Source organism: Nitrospira sp. CR1.1, assembly GCA_014055465.1.
Taxonomy (GTDB): Bacteria; Nitrospirota; Nitrospiria; order Nitrospirales; family Nitrospiraceae; genus Nitrospira_A.
The window spans coordinates 151,668-169,271 of sequence record WIAF01000005.1 but is presented as its reverse complement, the minus strand read 5'-3'; the positions used below and the strand labels follow the sequence as shown (position 1 = coordinate 169,271).

The following is a 17,604-nucleotide window of genomic DNA, read 5'->3' as shown; positions in this document are numbered from 1 at the left end:
CCGCCTCCCATCGGTGTGTACCCATGATCAAAGATGCCATTAACAAACTCGCCGACCGCGCTGACCTGACCGAGCAGGAGGCCGAGACGGTGATGGGCGAGATCATGGACGGATCCGCCACGTGCGCCCAAATTGCCGCCTATCTTATGGGCCTGCGCATGAAGGGCGAGACGGTGGAGGAGATCGCAGGATCAGTCTTAGCGATGCGCGCCAGGGCGACGCACATCCGGGTCAAGGATTCTTTGGTGGTGGATACCTGTGGCACCGGCGGAGACCGGGCCCATACCTTCAACATTTCGACGACGGCGGCCTTTGTCGTGGCGGGAGCCGGACTCACTGTTGCGAAACATGGCAATCGCTCGGTGTCGTCGAAGTCCGGAAGCGCCGATGTGCTGGGGGCCTTGGGCATAGAGATCCATCTTCCGCCAGAGCGCGTCGCCGATTGCGTCAACGAGGTGGGCATCGGATTTCTGTTTGCGCCGCTATACCACAGCGCCATGAAACATTGCGCTCAACCGAGGCAAGAACTGGGCATTCGCACGCTGCTGAATATCCTCGGCCCCTTGACGAATCCGGCGGGGGCTCGCCTACAGGTCGTCGGGGTATTCGATGCCGGCCTGACAGAGCTGTTAGCCAAGGTGCTGGTTCATCTTGGCGCGCAACATTGTTTTGTCGTGCACGGGATGGACGGTTTGGACGAAATGACTATTACGGACCGCACCAGAATATCCGAGGGCAAGGCGGGCGTAGTCTCCAGTTACACCATCGATCCCTCAGAGTTCGGGCTCACGCGCGTCCGGCCGAAAGACTTGGTTGGCGGGAGCGCCGAGGACAACGCCGCCATCACGCGCGACATCTTTAGGGGCCGCAAAGGACCGAAGCGCGATATCGTCTGCCTTAACGCGGCATCCGCGCTCGTGGCAGGACGCAAGGCCAAGACTCTGCAAGAGGGATTTGATCTGGCTGAGCGGACGATCGACGCCGGTGCGGCCATGGAGAAGTTGGAACAACTGATCGCATTTACCAAGAAGGCCTCGTGACATTGTGATTCTCGATCGAATTCTCGAACATAAGAAAGCGGAACTTCGCCATAAGAACAGCCGTGGCTATTTGGCCGACCTGAAAACCAGGATCCGTGATGCCGGTCCGACGCTGGGATTTGCGGTTACTCTCGACGCACGCCGTACACCGACCAGACCGGCCTTGATTGCCGAAGTGAAAAAGGCGTCTCCCAGCCTGGGGCTTTTGCGGCCAGAATTCGAGCAACGGTTCGAGCCGGTCAAGATCGCCGAAGCCTATCGGGAGCACGGAGCCTCGGCGGTGTCCGTGCTGACGGACAAGGATTTTTTTCAGGGCGACCTGGCATACTTGGCCGATGTCAAGCGCAAGGTCGGCCTGCCTGCGCTGAATAAAGAATTCATGGTTGCGGATATTCAGTTTTATGAGGCCCGAGCCTATGGCGCCGACGCAGTCTTGTTGATCGTGGCTGGGCTGGAAAAACGTCAATTGATCGACTTTTCTGCGCTTGCCAAAGAGTTGTCGCTGGATGTGCTCGTGGAGACGCATCATGAGCGGGAACTCGACCTGGTGCTCGAATGGCTGCCGGACGTACGGCTCATCGGGATCAACAATCGCGACCTCAAGACCTTCTCAACGGACCTTGGAGTAACCCTTCGCCTGGCGAAGCGGATTCCCGGCGATAAGCTGATTGTCAGCGAGAGCGGCATTCATACACGAAACGATGTGCTGCGATTGGTGGAAGCCGGCGTGCATGCCATGTTGATCGGTGAATCTCTGATCAGAGCGCAGGATACCGGCGCAAAGATTCGCGAACTGCTGGGTGACGAACCTGCAAAGGAGAACTCATGAGGACGCTGCTTTCTGTTGGTCTGATGGCGGGGGTGCTGACGCTGGCCGGCTGCGTGAACCAGGAGATTCATGAATACTCCCCCAAGTGGGACTCCTGGATGGGCAGCAGCAAAGACGATCGCATCAAGGAGATGGGCATTCCCACCCGCTGCCATTCGTTCAAAGACGGAGGAGAAGTCTGCGAATGGATGATTCCGCAGCAGGACGGGCGACAGGATTTGATCGGGTTGACCTTTAATCCCAAGGGACAGGCCTGCCAATGGTCCTATCGCGGCTTCTATGGCATGCAAAAAAGCAAGACGAGCTGTTGACGCATGACCGTAAAGGTCAAAATCTGCGGGTTGACGAACGTTGAGGATGCGGCGGTGGCGGTGGAGGCCGGCGCGGATGCGCTCGGCTTTGTGTTTCATAAGAAGAGTCCTCGCTGTGCGGAAACGGCAGTGGTGAAGGCGATCATCAGGGAATTGCCCCCGTTTGTGCTGCCGATTGGCGTGTTTGTAAATGAAGAAGCCAGGGTCGTGCGGGACATTATGGACAGCTGTGGGCTTGCCCTAGCGCAGCTCCACGGCGATGAGACCGCCGCCTACTGCGAGTCGTTGGGCCGCCCGGTACTCAAAGCCATACGCCTCAAGGACCGGCAATCGTTTCTTGCGTTGGCTGAGTTGCAGGGCCGCGCGGGCGTGCGCGGTTTTTTGGTGGATGCTTTTTCTCCCGACGCCTATGGCGGGACGGGGCAGGTGGCTGATTGGTCATTGGCTGCCGAAGCTGCATCGGTCGCGCGCATTCTGCTCGCCGGCGGGCTGACTTCCGACAACGTCACTCAAGCCATCGAACAGGTCCGTCCGTACGGCGTCGACGTTAGCAGCGGCGTTGAGGCGAAGCCTGGAAAAAAGGACCACGCAAAAGTCCGGGCGTTTGTGGAAGCCGTGAAGCGTCTACCGCGATAAAGTTCACTTCGCTACGGAGCCGAGGCTGGCGGACGTTTTCAGCATCCTGTTATACTTTCACTTTCTAGATTAGCTGAAGGAAGACACATGGCGATACCAGATCGACATGGGCGGTTCGGACCCTACGGTGGGCGATATGTACCAGAAACTCTGATGCCGGCGCTGCTGGAGTTGGAAGAGGCGTACCAGCGCACGCGCAAGGATAAGAGTTTTCAAACTGAACTGAAACACTATCTCAAAGAATATGTCGGACGGCCGACGCCCCTGTATTTTGCTCAACGCCTGACGAAGCGGCTGGGCGGCGCAAAGATTTATCTGAAGCGGGAAGATCTGTGCCATACCGGCGCCCATAAGATCAACAATGCGATCGGACAGGCGTTGCTCGCGCGCCGAATGAAGAAACCGCGGCTCATCGCCGAGACCGGCGCGGGTCAGCATGGAGTGGCGACGGCAACGGTGGCGGCGATGTTCGGGCTCGAATGCGAAATTTACATGGGCACGGAAGACATGCAGCGGCAGGCATTGAATGTTTTCCGAATGCGGCTGCTCGGGTCGAAGGTGACGGGTGTGGACGCCGGTAGCCGGACCTTGAAAGATGCCATCAGCGAGGCCATGCGGGATTGGACGACCAATGTGCGGACCACGCACTATGTGCTCGGGTCGGTCCTCGGCGCCCATCCCTATCCGATGATGATCCGGGACTTTCAGGCCGTGATCGGGCGTGAGGCTCGCAAGCAGATTCTGGCCGCTGAAGGACGTCTCCCGGATTGCCTGATCGCCTGTGTCGGCGGCGGAAGTAATGCCATGGGGCTGTTCCATGCCTTTGTCCCGGACAAGAAGGTGAGGATGGTCGGAGTGGAAGCCGCTGGCCTCGGCGTGGAGAGCGGGAAACATGCGGCCCGGTTCGCGGGTGGCCGCCCCGGCGTGCTTCAGGGAACGATGACGTATCTCCTGCAAGACGAGAACGGCCAGGTCAACCTCACGCATTCCGTCTCGGCCGGGTTGGATTATGCGGCGGTGGGCCCGGAGCATAGTTATCACAAAGAAACCAACCGGGCGGAATACACCTCGGCGACCGACGATGAAGCCCTGGCCGCCTTCGACTTGCTTGCGCGGGAAGAGGGCATCATGCCGGCACTGGAAAGTGCCCATGCCATCGCGGAGGTGGTGAAGTGTGCGCCCCGCATGAAAAAGCATCAGATCATCGTGGTGAACCTGTCGGGTCGTGGTGATAAAGATGTGCAGCAGGTGGCCCGAATCAAAGGCGTGACCCTCTAGCAGGAGGTTGAAAACGGCCTCCAGCTTTGTTCTCGCGGCGTGCAGAGGTTCGACGTACTGCAGGAGTACGCCTCACCTCCGCGCTTGCTGCGGCCGCGCTGGATGATCGTTTTGAACCTCCTGTGATTAGCTTTTAGGACGATCGAGAGGCAGAGGTATATCGAGATGAATCGTTTAGATCAGACGTTCGGGCGGTTGAAAGCGAAGGGAGAGAAAGCCCTCATCACCTATATCATGGCCGGTGATCCGTCGTTGCAGGAGACGGAACAGTTGGTGCTCGAACTGGAGCGGGCGGGGGCCGACATCATTGAATTGGGTGTGCCCTTTTCCGATCCCATCGCGGATGGGCCGGTGATTCAACAGGCAGCCGAGCGCGGGTTGCAAAGCGGCACCTCGCTCCGCAGGATTCTCGAGGCGGTGACACGTCTGCGCGCCACGACCCAAATCCCTATCGTCCTGATGGCCTATTACAACAACATTCATGCGTTTGGAGAAGCAGACTTTTGCAGCAAAGCCGCTGCGGCTGGCGTCGACGGCCTCATCGTCCCGGACATGCCGCCCGACGAAGCGGAACCGCTCCGCCAGCCGGCGGCTGCGGCTGGCCTGCACCTGATTTTTCTCCTGGCGCCCACCAGCACGGCGTCACGCCGCGCCTACGTGGCGAAGGAGTCCGGCGGATTTGTCTATTATGTTTCCCTCACAGGTATTACTGGGGCTAAACTGAACGACATGGCGGGCGTGCGAGACAACGTCGCCAAGATCAGGAAGCACACCAAGACACCCGTTGCCGTGGGATTCGGCGTCGCCACGCCGGAAGATGCCGCGCGGGTCGCTGAGACTGCGGATGGCGTCATCGTCGGGAGTGCGATTGTCCGTCGTGTTGGAGAACATGGGCAGGATGGCCGTCTCGTTCACGAAGTGGGGTCCTTCGTTCGTTCCCTCAAGGCTGCCATGCAGCCCGGATAACCGGGTTACCTTCGGCATCCACTCGTCATCATCTTCGTTCGTTTCCGATTCTGTTTGCAGGCCGATCGCGCGTGATTCTTCGACATCAGGCCTGACTCGCATCCATCTCGGTCTCGTGCCCCCTATCAACATTCAGCAACAATCATGCAGAGCGGTCGCGCTCTGCCTCGCAACGATGGACAGTTCACACGAGGAGATGCCATGGCCGTAGCTCGCCGTAAGGTCACTCGAACCACCCGTAAGACGACATCCACGAATTCGTCAGTCGCCGCGCGGAGAAAAACCGCTGTCCGCAAGCCGGCTCCAATAGGCGAAGATCGGCTCCTGCGTACGCTGCAGCAGGGGCTGTTCAACACCCTGTCGAGTGCCGAGGGTGAAGGGCGCTCGCCGATCGGTGTGGCTGCGGTGTTCGTACAATTGTTCCTGCAGGTGACCAAGGTCCAGGCTGTGGCGCTGTATGTGCGTGACGAGCAAACCCGTGAGATGGCCTGTCTGGCTGAAGCAGGCAGCAACGATCCATCCGTGACGGAACTCTGGCAGGAGGGGTTGAAGAAAACGGAGGAGAATTCTCAGGTTGTCAGTGGCGAGTTGCATGCGGTCCGATTGCATCGGATCAACCGATTGGACGGGGTCGCCATGTTCCGGACAGGAAAGTCTCAGCGGTTGCCCTCGCGCAAACTCCTATCGCTCCTGACGGCGGTGGAACCCTGGTTGGCGATTCTGCTGGACCACGCCCGGTTGACCGTCAAATATGCCGCCAAGATTCTTCGCATTCAGCATATGGAGCAGGTGAGCGATATCTTGAATTCGTCCCTGGCCGAGGGAGAAAAATTGCGGCGGGCATTGGATGCGGCAGTTCGATTGGTCGAAGCGGAGGCCGGCGCGCTGTTTCTGGTGGCTGCCGACGGGACGTTGACGCTGTCCGCCATCGGCGGAGAACGCGCGTCGGGACTCACGGCGTTGCAATCGACCATTGCCGCGGGGGTGTATCGCACGGGGCAGGCGGTCCTCATCACTCAGGGCCGGCAGGACGCCCGCTTGGTGGCAGGTCATGGATGGCAGGCCGCTCTGTCGGTCGCATCGCTTGTGTCTGTTCCGGTCCGGATGGGCGCCCGGGCGGTCGGGGTGCTCGAAGTGGTGAATCGGCGCAGCGGTAAGCCGTTCAGCAATTGGGATGTGTTGGAACTGGCGAGTCTCTCAAATCAGTTCGGGCTTGCGATCGATAATCTCAGAAGGGGAGCGGGCGGTGGCAGGGCCTGACCGGATTGCGCAAGGTCAGCGTTTTTCAGGCGGCATATATTTGATCATGTCGGCTGCCAGTTTGGTGGCCAGATCCTTCATATCGGGGCGGATGAAGAGATAACTTTCCTGCACCTGATGGCGCGCCTTCCAGACGATGGCGCCGTTAATCGCGTCCACCAGCCGCATACTCAATCCAACACGGGCGATGTTGTCGCCCTCTTCCCGTGTGTATTCCCACGCATTCACCTTGACCACCAGCAGGGAATCGGCGCCCAGGGCATGCCCGATCTTGATCGCGGAACTCTTGTCTGATTGGCCGGTTGTTTCCATCCGTGAAAAATACATCACCAGCGCATCGAAGGCATCTTTTGTGGTCTGGAACGTGTCGGTGACCTGATCGGGCGGTACGACCTTTTCGACCCGGCGGCTCTTGATCAGGACTTTCGCGACCACCTCCTCGACGTCTTCACGAGCGCTGTCATAGGTCCCCGAAATCGGAAGAATCGCCATAGTTTTCGGGTAAAAGCCCCGCGCGGCCGGTCCTTCCCACATTTCCTGCAAGCCCCCGCAGCCTGCCAGCAGGGCAGTTATCACGAGGCAGAGAACAACACTGATGGTAGAAACTGTGTGACGTGTCATGGTTCGTATAACAAGTGTAGCAAATCGATTCACTGCCGGACGCGACCCTAGAAGGTCACGGCGATAGATCCAGAGGCCAGGGCAGCCTGGTCCCTGAAATCATACCCGCCGGCGATATCGATGCGCAAGGCTAGGACACGAATGCCGAAGCCTGCCGTCTGGATAAATGGTGTTTTGGCATCCTGCATATTTTTGAACGCGCCGAGTCGAAAGGACAATAGCTCGGAGAGAATTGTCTGTTCTGCGCCGAGGCTCAGGACCTGGCTGTACACACCGGGAGTGAGGGTATTGTTCTTCGTAATATCCACATCAGCCGTGAGCGTCAGAGAGTTGTATGGGTTCACGGCGATGCCGGTTCGGACTTGTGGTAACAATTTGAATTTGTCCCCGTTCGGCGCATCGAAGGTCGGCGCGTTGATATCCTTAGCGACGATACCCATCCGCAACCAGGACGAGGGCCGGAACATGGCGCCGATGTCGATGCCGAGCGCGGTTGAGATCTTGGCGCGCCCGATGTCCTCGAAGACCTTCATATCGTCGCTTGCGCCACGGATATTGGTGGCGCCGGTGTAGGCCGCGCCTTGGATGACCTTGCCGGTGACGCCGATGGAAAAGATCCGATCCATGAACGCATAGGCATACGACATCGCGGCCTGCCGGACTTCCAGTCCGTTCATGGCGAATTGCCCGTTGACGGTCAGATTAGTGCCGTTGTTCGTAAAGCCGACCGGGCCGCGTAAAAAGCCGCCGGCTGTGGCGACATCCGACACGTTAAATCCCAACGCGTGTTCGCCGAAGTTGCCCTTCACGTAAAATCCGCCGGAAGCGGCCGCCGTCAGATTGGTGCCAGGTTTGTTCATGCGATCGATGTGTTGTTGCAGCCGGGCGACATTGGCCGCCGACGTGTCATTCAAGTTCACATTATTGATGTCTTTGATCGTATCGAAGACGTCGCCGCGATCCACCACCTGGCCGCCGCCTTGAATCCGCATGTCGAATTTCTTGCTCATCGCCATCCCAGCAGGATTCCAATAGGTAGCGAGCGAGTCGGTCGTTGTGGCGACACCTGCTCCGCCCATACCCATCTGGCGTGATCCGACAAACACAAATTCGACCGCTGCCGCCTGGAGTGGCAGGAGGATGGCGAGCAATATGGTCGTGTATCGAACGTATGCTGTGACGTGTGCCTTCATAAAGTCAGTGGAACTCCGGCTCGTGACGATGGTTGGCGCAGTCTACGAAAACATGCTGAAGCCGTCAAGACGTCACTGCCCGCCTAGACGCCTTCGGCGAGGCATAGTCTAAGATGAGATGATTGCGCCATCCTGCATGGAGATGATGCGGTCGGCTTGGGCGGAGAGCTTGTCGTTGTGCGTGACGATCACAAACGTGGTGCCCCGCGAGCGATTCAATTGACGCATGAGCGCGAAGAGCGCCTCGCCGGTGTGGGTATCGAGGTTACCGGTCGGTTCATCGGCCAACACCAGATCTGGTTGCTGCATCAAGGCGCGCGCCACGGACACCCGTTGCTGCTCACCGCCGGAGAGTTCGCCAGGTTTGTGATGCAGGCGATCAGCAAGACCAACCTCGCCGAGGAGCTTGCTGGCTTCGCCGACGACATCGGCCATCTCCCGCTTTTGAATCATGGCCGGCAAACAGGCATTCTCGAGCGCCGTAAATTCCGGCAGCAGGTGATGAAACTGAAAGACGAACCCGACACGTTTATTTCGAAACTCCGCCTGCTGTTGTTCCGTAAGCTGAAACAGATTCTGCCCATCGAACGACACGGTGCCTTTGGTGGGCCGGTCCAATGTGCCGAGAATTTGAAGGAGGGTGCTTTTGCCTGCTCCTGACGCGCCCATGATGGCAATGAGTTCGCCGCGCTGAATGCGCAGGTTGATGTTATTCAACACCACCAGCTCGCGCCCGCCCATCGGAAATGTTTTATAGAGGTCGACGACGTCAATCATGCGGCAACTGCAACGTGAAATGTTAAATGATCAATGGTCGCGTTCGTAGTTCGTTGGCGCTCCGTATCACTCATATCGGAGGGCGGCGGCCGGATCAAGTTTGGCCGCTTGGAGCGACGGATACAGCGTGGCAGCGAAACTGATCAGAATGGCCGATCCTGCGACCAGCAACACATCCGATCCCAGGACATGAACCGGAATCTTGGAAATATAGTAGACGGTTGGATCGAAGGTCCAGAACGTTTGGATCAACCAGAGGAACGCATACCCGAGCGGGACACCGATGGCCGCACCGGAACAGCCGATGATCAGGCCGTTGAGCATAAAAATCCGCATGATGCCCTTGCGGGTGGCGCCCATCGCTTTGAGGATCGCAATCTCGCGCTGTTTCTCGGTCACGATCATCGTGAGAGTACTGACGATGTTGAAGGAGGCGACGATCGTGATCAGGACAAGCAGCAAAAACATCATCGTCTTTTCCAGCTTCAGGGCCGAGAAGAGGTTTCGGTTCATTTGCATCCAGTCCCTCGCCCAGAAAGCAAAACCAAGCTGTTGCTCGATCGAGCGGGCGACGTCCGCCGCTCGGAAGACATCGGCAACTTTGACCTCAATGCCCGTTACCGCCGCGCTCATGTTGAAAAACTTTTGCGCTTCTCCCAGCTCGATGTACGCGAGGGAAGAATCGTATTCGTACATGCCTGATTGGAAGATGCCGACGACGACGAACTGCCGGATTTTCGGGGTCATGCTGGCGCCGGTAACCGGACCGACCGGTGAGACGACGTTCAGCTGGTCGCCGGGGAAGGCGCCGAGTCGCATCGATAATTCTTTGCCGAGGATGATGCCCGGCCGCATGGCGGTATCCGGTCCATTTGGTTCGCGTTCCTTTTCAGGAATGACGACCTTTGTGGAATGCGAAAGATCGTCGAGGTTGCCATTCACCAAGTTGTGGGCCAGCTCGGTCACGGTTCCTTCGCGCGCCGGGTCGATCCCGCGAAGGATAATGCCCTGCACCCCTGAGGGAGAGGTGAGGAGCACCTGCCGGAAGATGAAAGGGGTCGCGGCGACGACGTCCGGAACACCCGCCACCTTCTTCACCAGTTCTTCGTAATCGACCATGGACTCCTTCATGCGGTCGTTCACCAGAATATGCGCGGTGGTGCCAAGGATCTTCGCCTGCACGTCCTCCTTGAACCCGGTCATGATGCCGACTGTGCCGATCAACGCGGCCACGCCGAGCGTGATTCCGACGATGGACACGATCGTGTTGAAGGAGATGGTCCGGTTGCGTCGCTTCGCGCGCAGGTAGCGCAGGCCGATGAAGATTTCGTAGGGAAGCGCCATGTCTACTTTTCAGGCCTGAGTTGCGGGAAGAGCACGACATCCCGGATGGAAGCCTGATTGGTGAAGAGCATGACGAGACGATCGATACCGATGCCTTCACCGGCGGTCGGCGGCATGCCGTATTCGAGCGCGCGCAGGAAGTCTTCGTCCACCCGATGGGCCTCCTCGTCACCCGCCGCGTGCTGGGCGGCCTGAGCTTCGAAGCGCTCACGCTGATCGAGCGGATCGTTCAACTCGGAAAAGGCGTTGGCGATCTCGCGGCCGGCGATATAGAGCTCGAACCGGTCGGTCAACGAGGGATTGGAATCCTTGCGGCGCGCGAGGGGAGAGATCTCAATCGGGTAGTCGGTGATAAACGTCGGTTGCTGCAGTTTCGGTTCGACGGTTTCTTCAAAAATCTCGTTCAGAATATTCACGAGCGACCCTTTTGGATCAACTTCGACGCCGAGCCGTTTGGCGGCGGCGAGGGCTTCGTCGCGATTCGTGAGGACCGACGGCGGCAAGCTGTTCACTTCCAGGATAGACTGGTGGTAGGACCACCGTCGCCAAGGCGCCTTCAGGCTGATCTCCGTACCCTGATAGTCGATGGTCGTGGTGCCGAGAATGTCCTGAGCCAATCGGCCAAAGAGTTCTTCGGTGAGCGCAATCAGGTCGTGATAATCGGCATAGGCAACGTAAAACTCCAGCATGGTGAATTCGGGGTTGTGAATCGTCGAGATTCCTTCGTTCCGGAAGTTCCGGTTGATTTCGAAGACGCGGGGAAATCCGCCGACGATCAGCCGTTTGAGATAGAGTTCCGGCGCGATGCGGAGATAGAGTTCGGCGCCCAGGGCGTTGTGATGGGTGACAAAAGGTTTGGCGGCCGCGCCGCCTGGAATCGGATGCATCATCGGCGTTTCGACCTCGAGGAAGCCCCGTTCAATGAGAAACGCGCGGATCCCGGAGACGATGCGGCTGCGCAGGGCGAAAATCTGATGCACCTGTGGATTGGCGATCAAGTCGACGTATCGTTGCCGATATCTGGTTTCTACGTCGGTGAGCCCGTGCCATTTTTCCGGTAGCGGCCGGAGGGCTTTGCTCAGAAAGGTGAGCGTCTTGGCCTCGACGGTGAACTCATTGGTCTTGGTGCGAAAGAGGATGCCGGTCACGCCGATCCAGTCACCCAGATCCAGCCCCTCCGAAATCTGGTGGGCCTGCTCACCCAGCGTGTCCTTCTTCAGATAGACCTGGAGACGATCGGACCCGTCTTGCAACACGGCAAAGGCCGCCTTGCCGAAGCGGCGCAACCCGACGATACGGCCGGCGAGGGTGCACCCGACCTGTTCCTGCTCCAGCACCTCTTTGGTCTTTTCTCCATGGAGGCGCGCAAGCTGCCCGGCACGGTCCTTGATTTCGAAGCGCGTGCCATAAGGCGCCACACCGAGCTGGCGGAGGTGGTCAAGTTTCTTGATGCGTTGTTGCCGTTGATCGTTTAATTCGTCCATGAATAGGTCTCTCGTCGTTCCTATCCCGCGGCCCGCGAAGCAGGCAACACAAGATCGGCGTCATACGTTATACGTCGTCATCTGTCATGGGCACCGGCTGGGGAGTCTTGCCGCCGGTCATTTTTCTCTGGAGATAGGCTTCAATGAAGCCGTCGAGATCGCCATCCATCACGGCTGACACCTGACCGACTTCGTGCCCGGTTCGATGGTCTTTCACCATCTGATAAGGCTGGAAAACATAGGAACGGATCTGGCTGCCCCAGGCGATATCTTTTTTCTCACCGACGATCGCGTTGAATTCGGCTTCCTTCTTGCGCTGTTCCACTTCAAAGAGGCGGGCTCTCAAAATTTTCATCGCGCCGTTACGATTTTGGAGCTGAGACCGCTCATTCTGACATTGCACCACGATACCGGTCGGAATGTGGGTGATGCGAATGGCCGTCTCTACCTTGTTGACATTCTGACCGCCTGCGCCGCCAGCCCGGAACGTGTCGACCCGCAGATCTTTGTCCTCAATGACCACCTGCACATCATCGTCGAGTTCCGGATACACGAAGACGGACGCGAAGGAGGTGTGCCGGCGCTTGTTCGCGTCGAACGGAGAAATTCTCACCAGGCGATGCACGCCGGCCTCGGCCTTGAGGTAACCATAGGCATAGGGGCCGTTGACGGACAGCGTGGCGCTCTTGATGCCGGCCTCTTCTCCAGCCTGCAAATCCAATGTCTCGATCTTGAATCCCTTTTGCTCGGCCCACCGGACATACATCCGAAGCAGCATTTGCGCCCAGTCTTGCGACTCGGTGCCTCCGGCTCCGGGATGGATGGCGAAGATGGCGTTGTTCGCATCCAACTCGCCTGACAGCAGCAACTCGATGCGGAACTGAGCGACGGATTTTTCGAACGGGTCGAGTTCAGCCGTGAGTTCCTGCTCCAGTCCGGTATCTCCTGACTCCAAGGCCAAATCCAGGAGCGCTTCGATGTCGCTCTGACGACGTTCGGTTTCACGCCAGCGCGAGAGTTCGCGATCCAGGGCGGCCTTGCGCCGGTTCACTTTGGCGGCAGCCTGCGTATCTTTCCAGAAATCCGGCTGCGAGGTTTTGACGTCGATGTCGTTGAGTTCAGCGGTCATCCGAGCCAGGTCAAAGATGCCCCCGTAGCTGCGCTAACTGTTCGCCAAGGGTTCGCACACGGACCCGGACATCATCCAACATGGCACGGTCCTTTCTCTCTCAGGCTGGTCGCCCGGCAGGTTCGCCACCGGCTGGTTCCGAATTAGGCGAGAAGTAGCCGGTCAAGCACAAAAGCGCGATGAGTATAGCACAGGCATAGGCAAAGAGATCACCGTATTGAGAGTAAAAGGTCGGTTGATGACTCACAGGAATCGTCCCTCGCAACGCGTCTTGCGTGAAGATCGGCGACTGTTGCAGAACACGGCCGTACGGGTCGATGAACCCGGAGATTCCAGTGTTGGCCGCCCGTGCGAAGGCAACATGATTCTCCACGGCGCGAAAGACCACCATGCCGAAATGTTGATAGGGAGCTGACGAGGGGCCGAACCAGGCGTCATTGGTGAGGGTGACCATGAAATCCGCCCCGTTCGCCGCAAACTGTCGCACCAGATTAGGGAAAATCACTTCATAACAAATGACCACGCCGAACTTCAGATGGAAGTCCGGATTGGTGGCCGCAGCAATCATCGGCGGAGTCTTCTCGTGTGGTTTGAACATCAGGAGCGTGGAGCCTGGACCGGGCTCGAAGTCGCCGATTCCTTCCACCAGCTTGTCCAGGAAAAACAGGAGCGAGTTGTGAAAGGGAATGTATTCCCCGAACGGTACCAGATGCTGCTTATCGTATCGGCCGAGGATCTGACCATCGGTCGCCAGCAGGTAGGCGCTGTTCAGTAGGAACGGCTTTCCGTCGGGATGGCGTCGTAACGCCGGACTCCCGAATAACAGGGGCGCACCGGCGCGTTGCGCCATTTCGCTGACGATGGCCCGGTATTGCGGCTCCATCTCGAACACAAAGGGGGTGGCGGCTTCAGGCCAGACGATGAGATCCAGGTTCTCACCCAACCCGGCGGTCAAGCGATCATAGCGGGACATGGTTTCCTGGCGGAACGCCACATCCCATTTTTGAGCCTGCTCGACGTTCGGTTGAACGACGCCGACGGACAACGTGCGTGTCGCGGCGTGCTGGGCCGCAGACAGGACGCTTGTGCCATAAAACAGGGCCACTCCGAACCCTGCCGCGGCCGCGACCGAGGAGGGCCAGGGAAAGGAACGGATTTGAAAGCCTCGGTACGCTTTGAAGCTCCAAATCAGTGTTTCCGCAAGCGCGGCATTGACCAGCACCAGCAGAAAGGAGACCCCATAGACCCCGAAATGGTCGGCGAACTGAATGATAGAAAGCCATTGATACTGGGAATAGCCGAACAGCGCCCAGGGTAATCCGGAGAGAAAATATGTGCGGATCAGTTCCAGCGTGACCCAGAGAAACGGCGCAGGCAGAAACCCGAGCGTCGGAAAGGCGGTCCTGATCCAGGACAGCGCACCGGCATACAGGGCGAGGTAGAGGCCAAGATAGACCGTCAGCAATAACATGACAAGGGTCGCGATCGGGAGCGGCACCTTGCCATAGATATTCATGGCGGTAATCACCCAGAACATGGCCCCGGTAAAGGCAAGCGTGCCGGCCAGCCATCCCACCCGGAAAGCACGGCGCGGTGAAGCATATTCGACGGCGATATGCAGCGGGACCAGGGCGAACCAGGCCACGAAGCCGAGGTCGAATGCCGGAAATGACAGGGGATAGAGAAAACCGCTCGCGCAGGCAAGCAGGATGAGGCGTGCGCGGGAGATGGTCATTGGCGGTAACTTAACGAAAGCCTTGAGTAGATTCAACAGTCCTGTTTGAACTGTCTACTCCGGAGTGGCCGGATCTGTCGGTCTCGGGTCGCGCTCCTACCGTCCCGGGGGGCCACTCGATGGCCCGAATCGTCCCGGGGTGTGAGGGACGGCAGGCGCTTGTGGCTGTGGGATGGCCATGCCTTTGGGCAGAAGCGGCAGGAGAGGGGCGGGCGTGAGGAGATTCGGCGGTGTCGGTGTTCCAAATGGTGTGACCGTACCGGGTGTGATGCCATGGGTGGCACTGAAGTTTTGAGCCGGGCGTCCTGATCCGATGTGCAAGGGATCCTTATTGCCATCCTTCAACGGAGAGACCATGCCGGTGGTTCTATCGGATTGCCAGAGGGGAGAGGCCTGCGCATCGGCGTGAGGGTGCGGCGCGATCAACAGCCCCATGGCGAGGAGCACCACAACAGCGACGGTTTGCATGCAAACCTCCCGAAACAAGAAGAGCGCCAGCATCTGATACAGACATCCTACCAGAAGGTGGAAGAACGCCGTGAAGCACGTTTCGAGTTTGTGGCTAGTTCAATGTCGCGAACGCCAGCAGGCCGCGCCGGCATTCGCTTTTTCCGGTCTTGACCGATTTTTTCTCGAAGCGTAGACTATTTCATCGGAGTCAGTACCACCCTTTGTATAGGTGGGTACATGGTCCACCGTGGCACACATGACCGCGGCAATGACCAAGCCAGTCTTGTCCCGTGTCCTCCATCCGGTTCTCTCCCGCGTCGATACGTTCAGCAGGTACCTTCGGCGGCGGCTTTTCACTCCGCCGGGCTCACGGTCTACATCCAGGAAGCCATCTGTTACCTTTTTCAAAGGAGGCCTAGTTATGCGCAGACGAATGGGTTCCCGTGCCGTACGACTTACGGCGCGTCGGCATCCTGCCTGTTTGCCACGCGCCGGACGACCTGAGGCAGGAAGGAGGGCGCCATGGGACGCAAATATGACCTTGTCGATGTCATGGCAGCGATCGGTTTGGTGGCCACACTTTTCGGAGGGTACCTTCTGGTGACGGCTGCCGATGGTTTCTGGCAGGCGCCGGTCTCTCCGACCATGAGTAGTGCCATCGCCGGCAATGACCCATCCATGGGCATGCAGTATCTTCAACCGGTATTAGGTCAAGCCATCGTGCAAGACCTGCTGCTGGATCGGGATGCCGGCGCAGCCTTGTCGGCTTCTGCCATGGAACTGAATCGGGCGGTCGGGGAATCGGAGCGAATGTCCACCACACTCTTAAGTCCGCTCGTGTTGGCGGAATTGCGTGCCTTCGGGCAGGAAGCCGATCACCAGGCGCGAATGCAGTACGTCATGGGCAGGGCCGTCGTCAATCAGACGCGGCGTGGAATCGCGACTGGAATGTTTTCTGCCGATCAGTACGCCAGCGACTTCAATACCAACCTGATCAGGACCGCCGAGTTAACCGGGCAGCGCATGCATGACCAATTCGAGGCGACGAGACAAGCGGCGATTGGCCGATCGATCGTTGAGGCCATTCAGGAGGAAGATCAGATGACCGCCACGGCCCAGGAACGAGTCGGACGGGCTGTCGTGCAGGTCACCCAGGCTCAGGAACGGTATGCAGAGGCGAAAGCCGACCGGCAGATCCAGCTGGCGAGTGCGACGATTGCGGCGATGCGCACGGATGCGTTGATGGACCGGCTGGCGCTGTTAGAAGACATGTCGGCTGAGCGGACGGTTATCGCCCATCATCGGGCTGCGAGCGCGGACGTCTCTCGCGGGTCCTTGATCCTGGCGTGTGTGGGCCTCATAGCCTTGTTTGTGGGCGGATTGGCATTCAGCAGCCGGAAGGGCGACACGGAGAGTATCCCGCTTTGGAAGCTGGAGACGCTGCTGCAATTGCATCGGTCAGGAAGATAACCGGAGCACCCTGGGAATCGAGGGGCGATTCCCAGGGTGTCAGAGAGGAGAACGAGTATGTCGTGGGAGAATTGGGCTGTCGCCATCGGACTCGGCGCGCTCCTCATGATGTTCTTCGGGTTGATGGAGATATTTTTTGCCGGTCCGCGGCATCCGTTGGATCAGTCACAGCGGAAATAGTGTTCAGTTCAGGCAGGACCAGAGGCCCGGCAACATCACCTTCGCCATGGCTTTGAGTTCAGCTTCCGATTGCGGGGGAACGCCGGACAGGGCGATGCCGAAGTCACGACCTTTTGACCAGCGTACGGTCGCCCGCCGGATCAGCATGGGGGTTTCGGGGATCGCCTGAATCACAATGACCACCAACTCCATACCGACTGTCACGGCTTCTCTGCCGCGAACGCGGCCCCCTTCGATGTTGAAGTCCTCGGTCACGCCAATCGTTTGAAAAGCGCCATTCGAGTAATAAATCGGATATTGCACGGGGAGACGTCTGGTTCCACGTTCGCGATACGAAGCGTTCATCTCGACCCTGTTCCTTTCATCAGGTGATCACGGTTTGTTTCCGGTAGCATCATACAGCGTTTCGATCTCGTGAGTGCTCTTTCCTGCCACAACATCAGCGCAGCGGCTATCATGCCCCCCAGTAGGTCGTTCCCCACATCGTGGAGGGATGCTTCTCGTCCGGGGGCCGCGCCCTGAGCCACTTCTGTCCAGAGGCCGAAGACGCCGGTCGCCAGGATTCCGATGCAGGCCGCATGGATGACCGGCCAGCCCCGGCGAAGTAATCCCCACATCACTAACCAGGCTAACAATCCATAGGCAGGCACATGAGCTCCGTCGCGCCAGTTCCCCGGCACGAGCTCAATAAGAGAACCACCCAATCCGATGCCCGGTGCGGCCACCGCAAGGCCACTCAATAACAGCATGTAGCACGCGATGACGAAGGCCGCCAAAACCATGTGAGGGAAACTCTCCGGTGAGTCCACGTGACCCTGCGCAGAGTACTGTGCAGGAAGTGGAGCGCACCATCGGTCCTTCGGCCGAGTGGATAGTGCTTTCGAGGGGCGAATGCACGCCG

18 protein-coding genes are annotated in these 17,604 nt (G+C 58.7%); 8 read left to right on the top strand and 10 right to left on the bottom strand.

Annotated features, from left to right (window positions below; all coding sequences use genetic code 11):
- The first annotated feature begins 23 nt into the window (after positions 1-23).
- The 7 genes from trpD to GDA65_11165 all read left to right on the top strand — a co-directional run bounded on the left by trpD (position 24) and on the right by GDA65_11165 (position 6,320).
- Entirely contained in the window at positions 24-1,040 is a 1,017-nt protein-coding gene (gene trpD, locus GDA65_11195; protein MBA5863259.1) for an anthranilate phosphoribosyltransferase, read from the top strand.
- A gap of 4 nt (positions 1,041-1,044) precedes the next feature.
- Positions 1,045-1,869 carry an indole-3-glycerol phosphate synthase TrpC gene (gene trpC, locus GDA65_11190; GenBank protein ID MBA5863258.1) on the top strand — a complete coding sequence of 275 codons (825 nt, stop codon included), beginning with the start codon at positions 1,045-1,047 and terminating at the stop codon, positions 1,867-1,869.
- A complete protein-coding gene (locus GDA65_11185; protein ID MBA5863257.1) occupies positions 1,866-2,180 on the top strand; it encodes a hypothetical protein in 315 nt (104 codons plus the stop codon). Before trpC ends, GDA65_11185 begins: the two co-directional genes overlap by 4 nt.
- A gap of 3 nt (positions 2,181-2,183) precedes the next feature.
- Positions 2,184-2,816 carry a phosphoribosylanthranilate isomerase gene (locus tag GDA65_11180; GenBank protein MBA5863256.1) on the top strand — a complete coding sequence of 211 codons (633 nt, stop codon included), beginning with the start codon at positions 2,184-2,186 and terminating at the stop codon, positions 2,814-2,816.
- Positions 2,817-2,903: 87 nt separating this feature from the next.
- Positions 2,904-4,094 (top strand): tryptophan synthase subunit beta, encoded by a 1,191-nt coding sequence (gene trpB, locus GDA65_11175; protein MBA5863255.1) that lies wholly within the window; start codon positions 2,904-2,906, stop codon positions 4,092-4,094.
- Positions 4,095-4,259: 165 nt separating this feature from the next.
- Positions 4,260-5,060 (top strand): tryptophan synthase subunit alpha, encoded by an 801-nt coding sequence (locus GDA65_11170; protein MBA5863254.1) that lies wholly within the window; start codon positions 4,260-4,262, stop codon positions 5,058-5,060.
- A 144-nt stretch (positions 5,061-5,204) separates the two neighbouring features.
- Entirely contained in the window at positions 5,205-6,320 is a 1,116-nt protein-coding gene (locus GDA65_11165) for a GAF domain-containing protein (protein MBA5863253.1), read from the top strand.
- 15 nt (positions 6,321-6,335) lie between these two features.
- Here GDA65_11165 and GDA65_11160 read toward each other — a convergent pair whose 3' ends face one another.
- The 8 genes from GDA65_11160 to GDA65_11125 all read right to left on the bottom strand — a co-directional run bounded on the left by GDA65_11160 (position 6,336) and on the right by GDA65_11125 (position 15,071).
- Positions 6,336-6,941 (bottom strand): hypothetical protein, encoded by a 606-nt coding sequence (locus tag GDA65_11160; GenBank protein MBA5863252.1) that lies wholly within the window; start codon positions 6,939-6,941, stop codon positions 6,336-6,338.
- Between the two features lie 47 nt (positions 6,942-6,988).
- Positions 6,989-8,134, bottom strand: a complete 1,146-nt coding sequence (locus tag GDA65_11155; protein MBA5863251.1) for a hypothetical protein — start codon at positions 8,132-8,134, stop codon at positions 6,989-6,991.
- A 108-nt stretch (positions 8,135-8,242) separates the two neighbouring features.
- On the bottom strand, positions 8,243-8,911 hold the full coding sequence (locus tag GDA65_11150) for an ATP-binding cassette domain-containing protein (protein ID MBA5863250.1): 669 nt from the start codon (positions 8,909-8,911) through the stop codon (positions 8,243-8,245).
- Between the two features lie 66 nt (positions 8,912-8,977).
- Positions 8,978-10,255: an FtsX-like permease family protein gene (locus tag GDA65_11145; protein MBA5863249.1), complete on the bottom strand. Its 1,278-nt coding sequence runs from the start codon at positions 10,253-10,255 to the stop codon at positions 8,978-8,980.
- Positions 10,256-10,257: 2 nt separating this feature from the next.
- A complete protein-coding gene (lysS, locus tag GDA65_11140) occupies positions 10,258-11,739 on the bottom strand; it encodes a lysine--tRNA ligase (protein ID MBA5863248.1) in 1,482 nt (493 codons plus the stop codon).
- A 67-nt stretch (positions 11,740-11,806) separates the two neighbouring features.
- Positions 11,807-12,950 (bottom strand): peptide chain release factor 2 gene (locus tag GDA65_11135; protein MBA5863247.1). Its coding sequence is split into 2 segments (ribosomal slippage): positions 11,807-12,880 and positions 12,882-12,950, totalling 1,143 coding nucleotides; the frame shifts between segments, so codons are not numbered across the junction.
- Between the two features lie 18 nt (positions 12,951-12,968).
- The gene (gene lnt, locus GDA65_11130) at positions 12,969-14,603 is read right to left on the bottom strand and encodes an apolipoprotein N-acyltransferase (GenBank protein ID MBA5863246.1); all 1,635 of its coding nucleotides are present in this window, start codon (positions 14,601-14,603) and stop codon (positions 12,969-12,971) included.
- A gap of 96 nt (positions 14,604-14,699) precedes the next feature.
- Positions 14,700-15,071, bottom strand: coding sequence for a hypothetical protein (locus GDA65_11125; GenBank protein ID MBA5863245.1), 372 nt, complete (start codon positions 15,069-15,071; stop codon positions 14,700-14,702).
- Positions 15,072-15,575: 504 nt separating this feature from the next.
- Here GDA65_11125 and GDA65_11120 point away from each other — a divergent pair.
- Entirely contained in the window at positions 15,576-16,523 is a 948-nt protein-coding gene (locus GDA65_11120; GenBank protein ID MBA5863244.1) for a hypothetical protein, read from the top strand.
- Positions 16,524-16,706: 183 nt separating this feature from the next.
- On the opposite strand, the gene GDA65_11115 is transcribed toward GDA65_11120, so the two are convergent.
- Both GDA65_11115 and GDA65_11110 read right to left on the bottom strand, forming a co-directional pair.
- Positions 16,707-17,048 carry a hypothetical protein gene (locus tag GDA65_11115; protein MBA5863243.1) on the bottom strand — a complete coding sequence of 114 codons (342 nt, stop codon included), beginning with the start codon at positions 17,046-17,048 and terminating at the stop codon, positions 16,707-16,709.
- Positions 17,045-17,485 (bottom strand): hypothetical protein, encoded by a 441-nt coding sequence (locus tag GDA65_11110; GenBank protein MBA5863242.1) that lies wholly within the window; start codon positions 17,483-17,485, stop codon positions 17,045-17,047. The genes GDA65_11115 and GDA65_11110 overlap by 4 nt, the downstream gene beginning before the upstream one ends.
- Between the last annotated feature and the right edge of the window lie 119 nt (positions 17,486-17,604).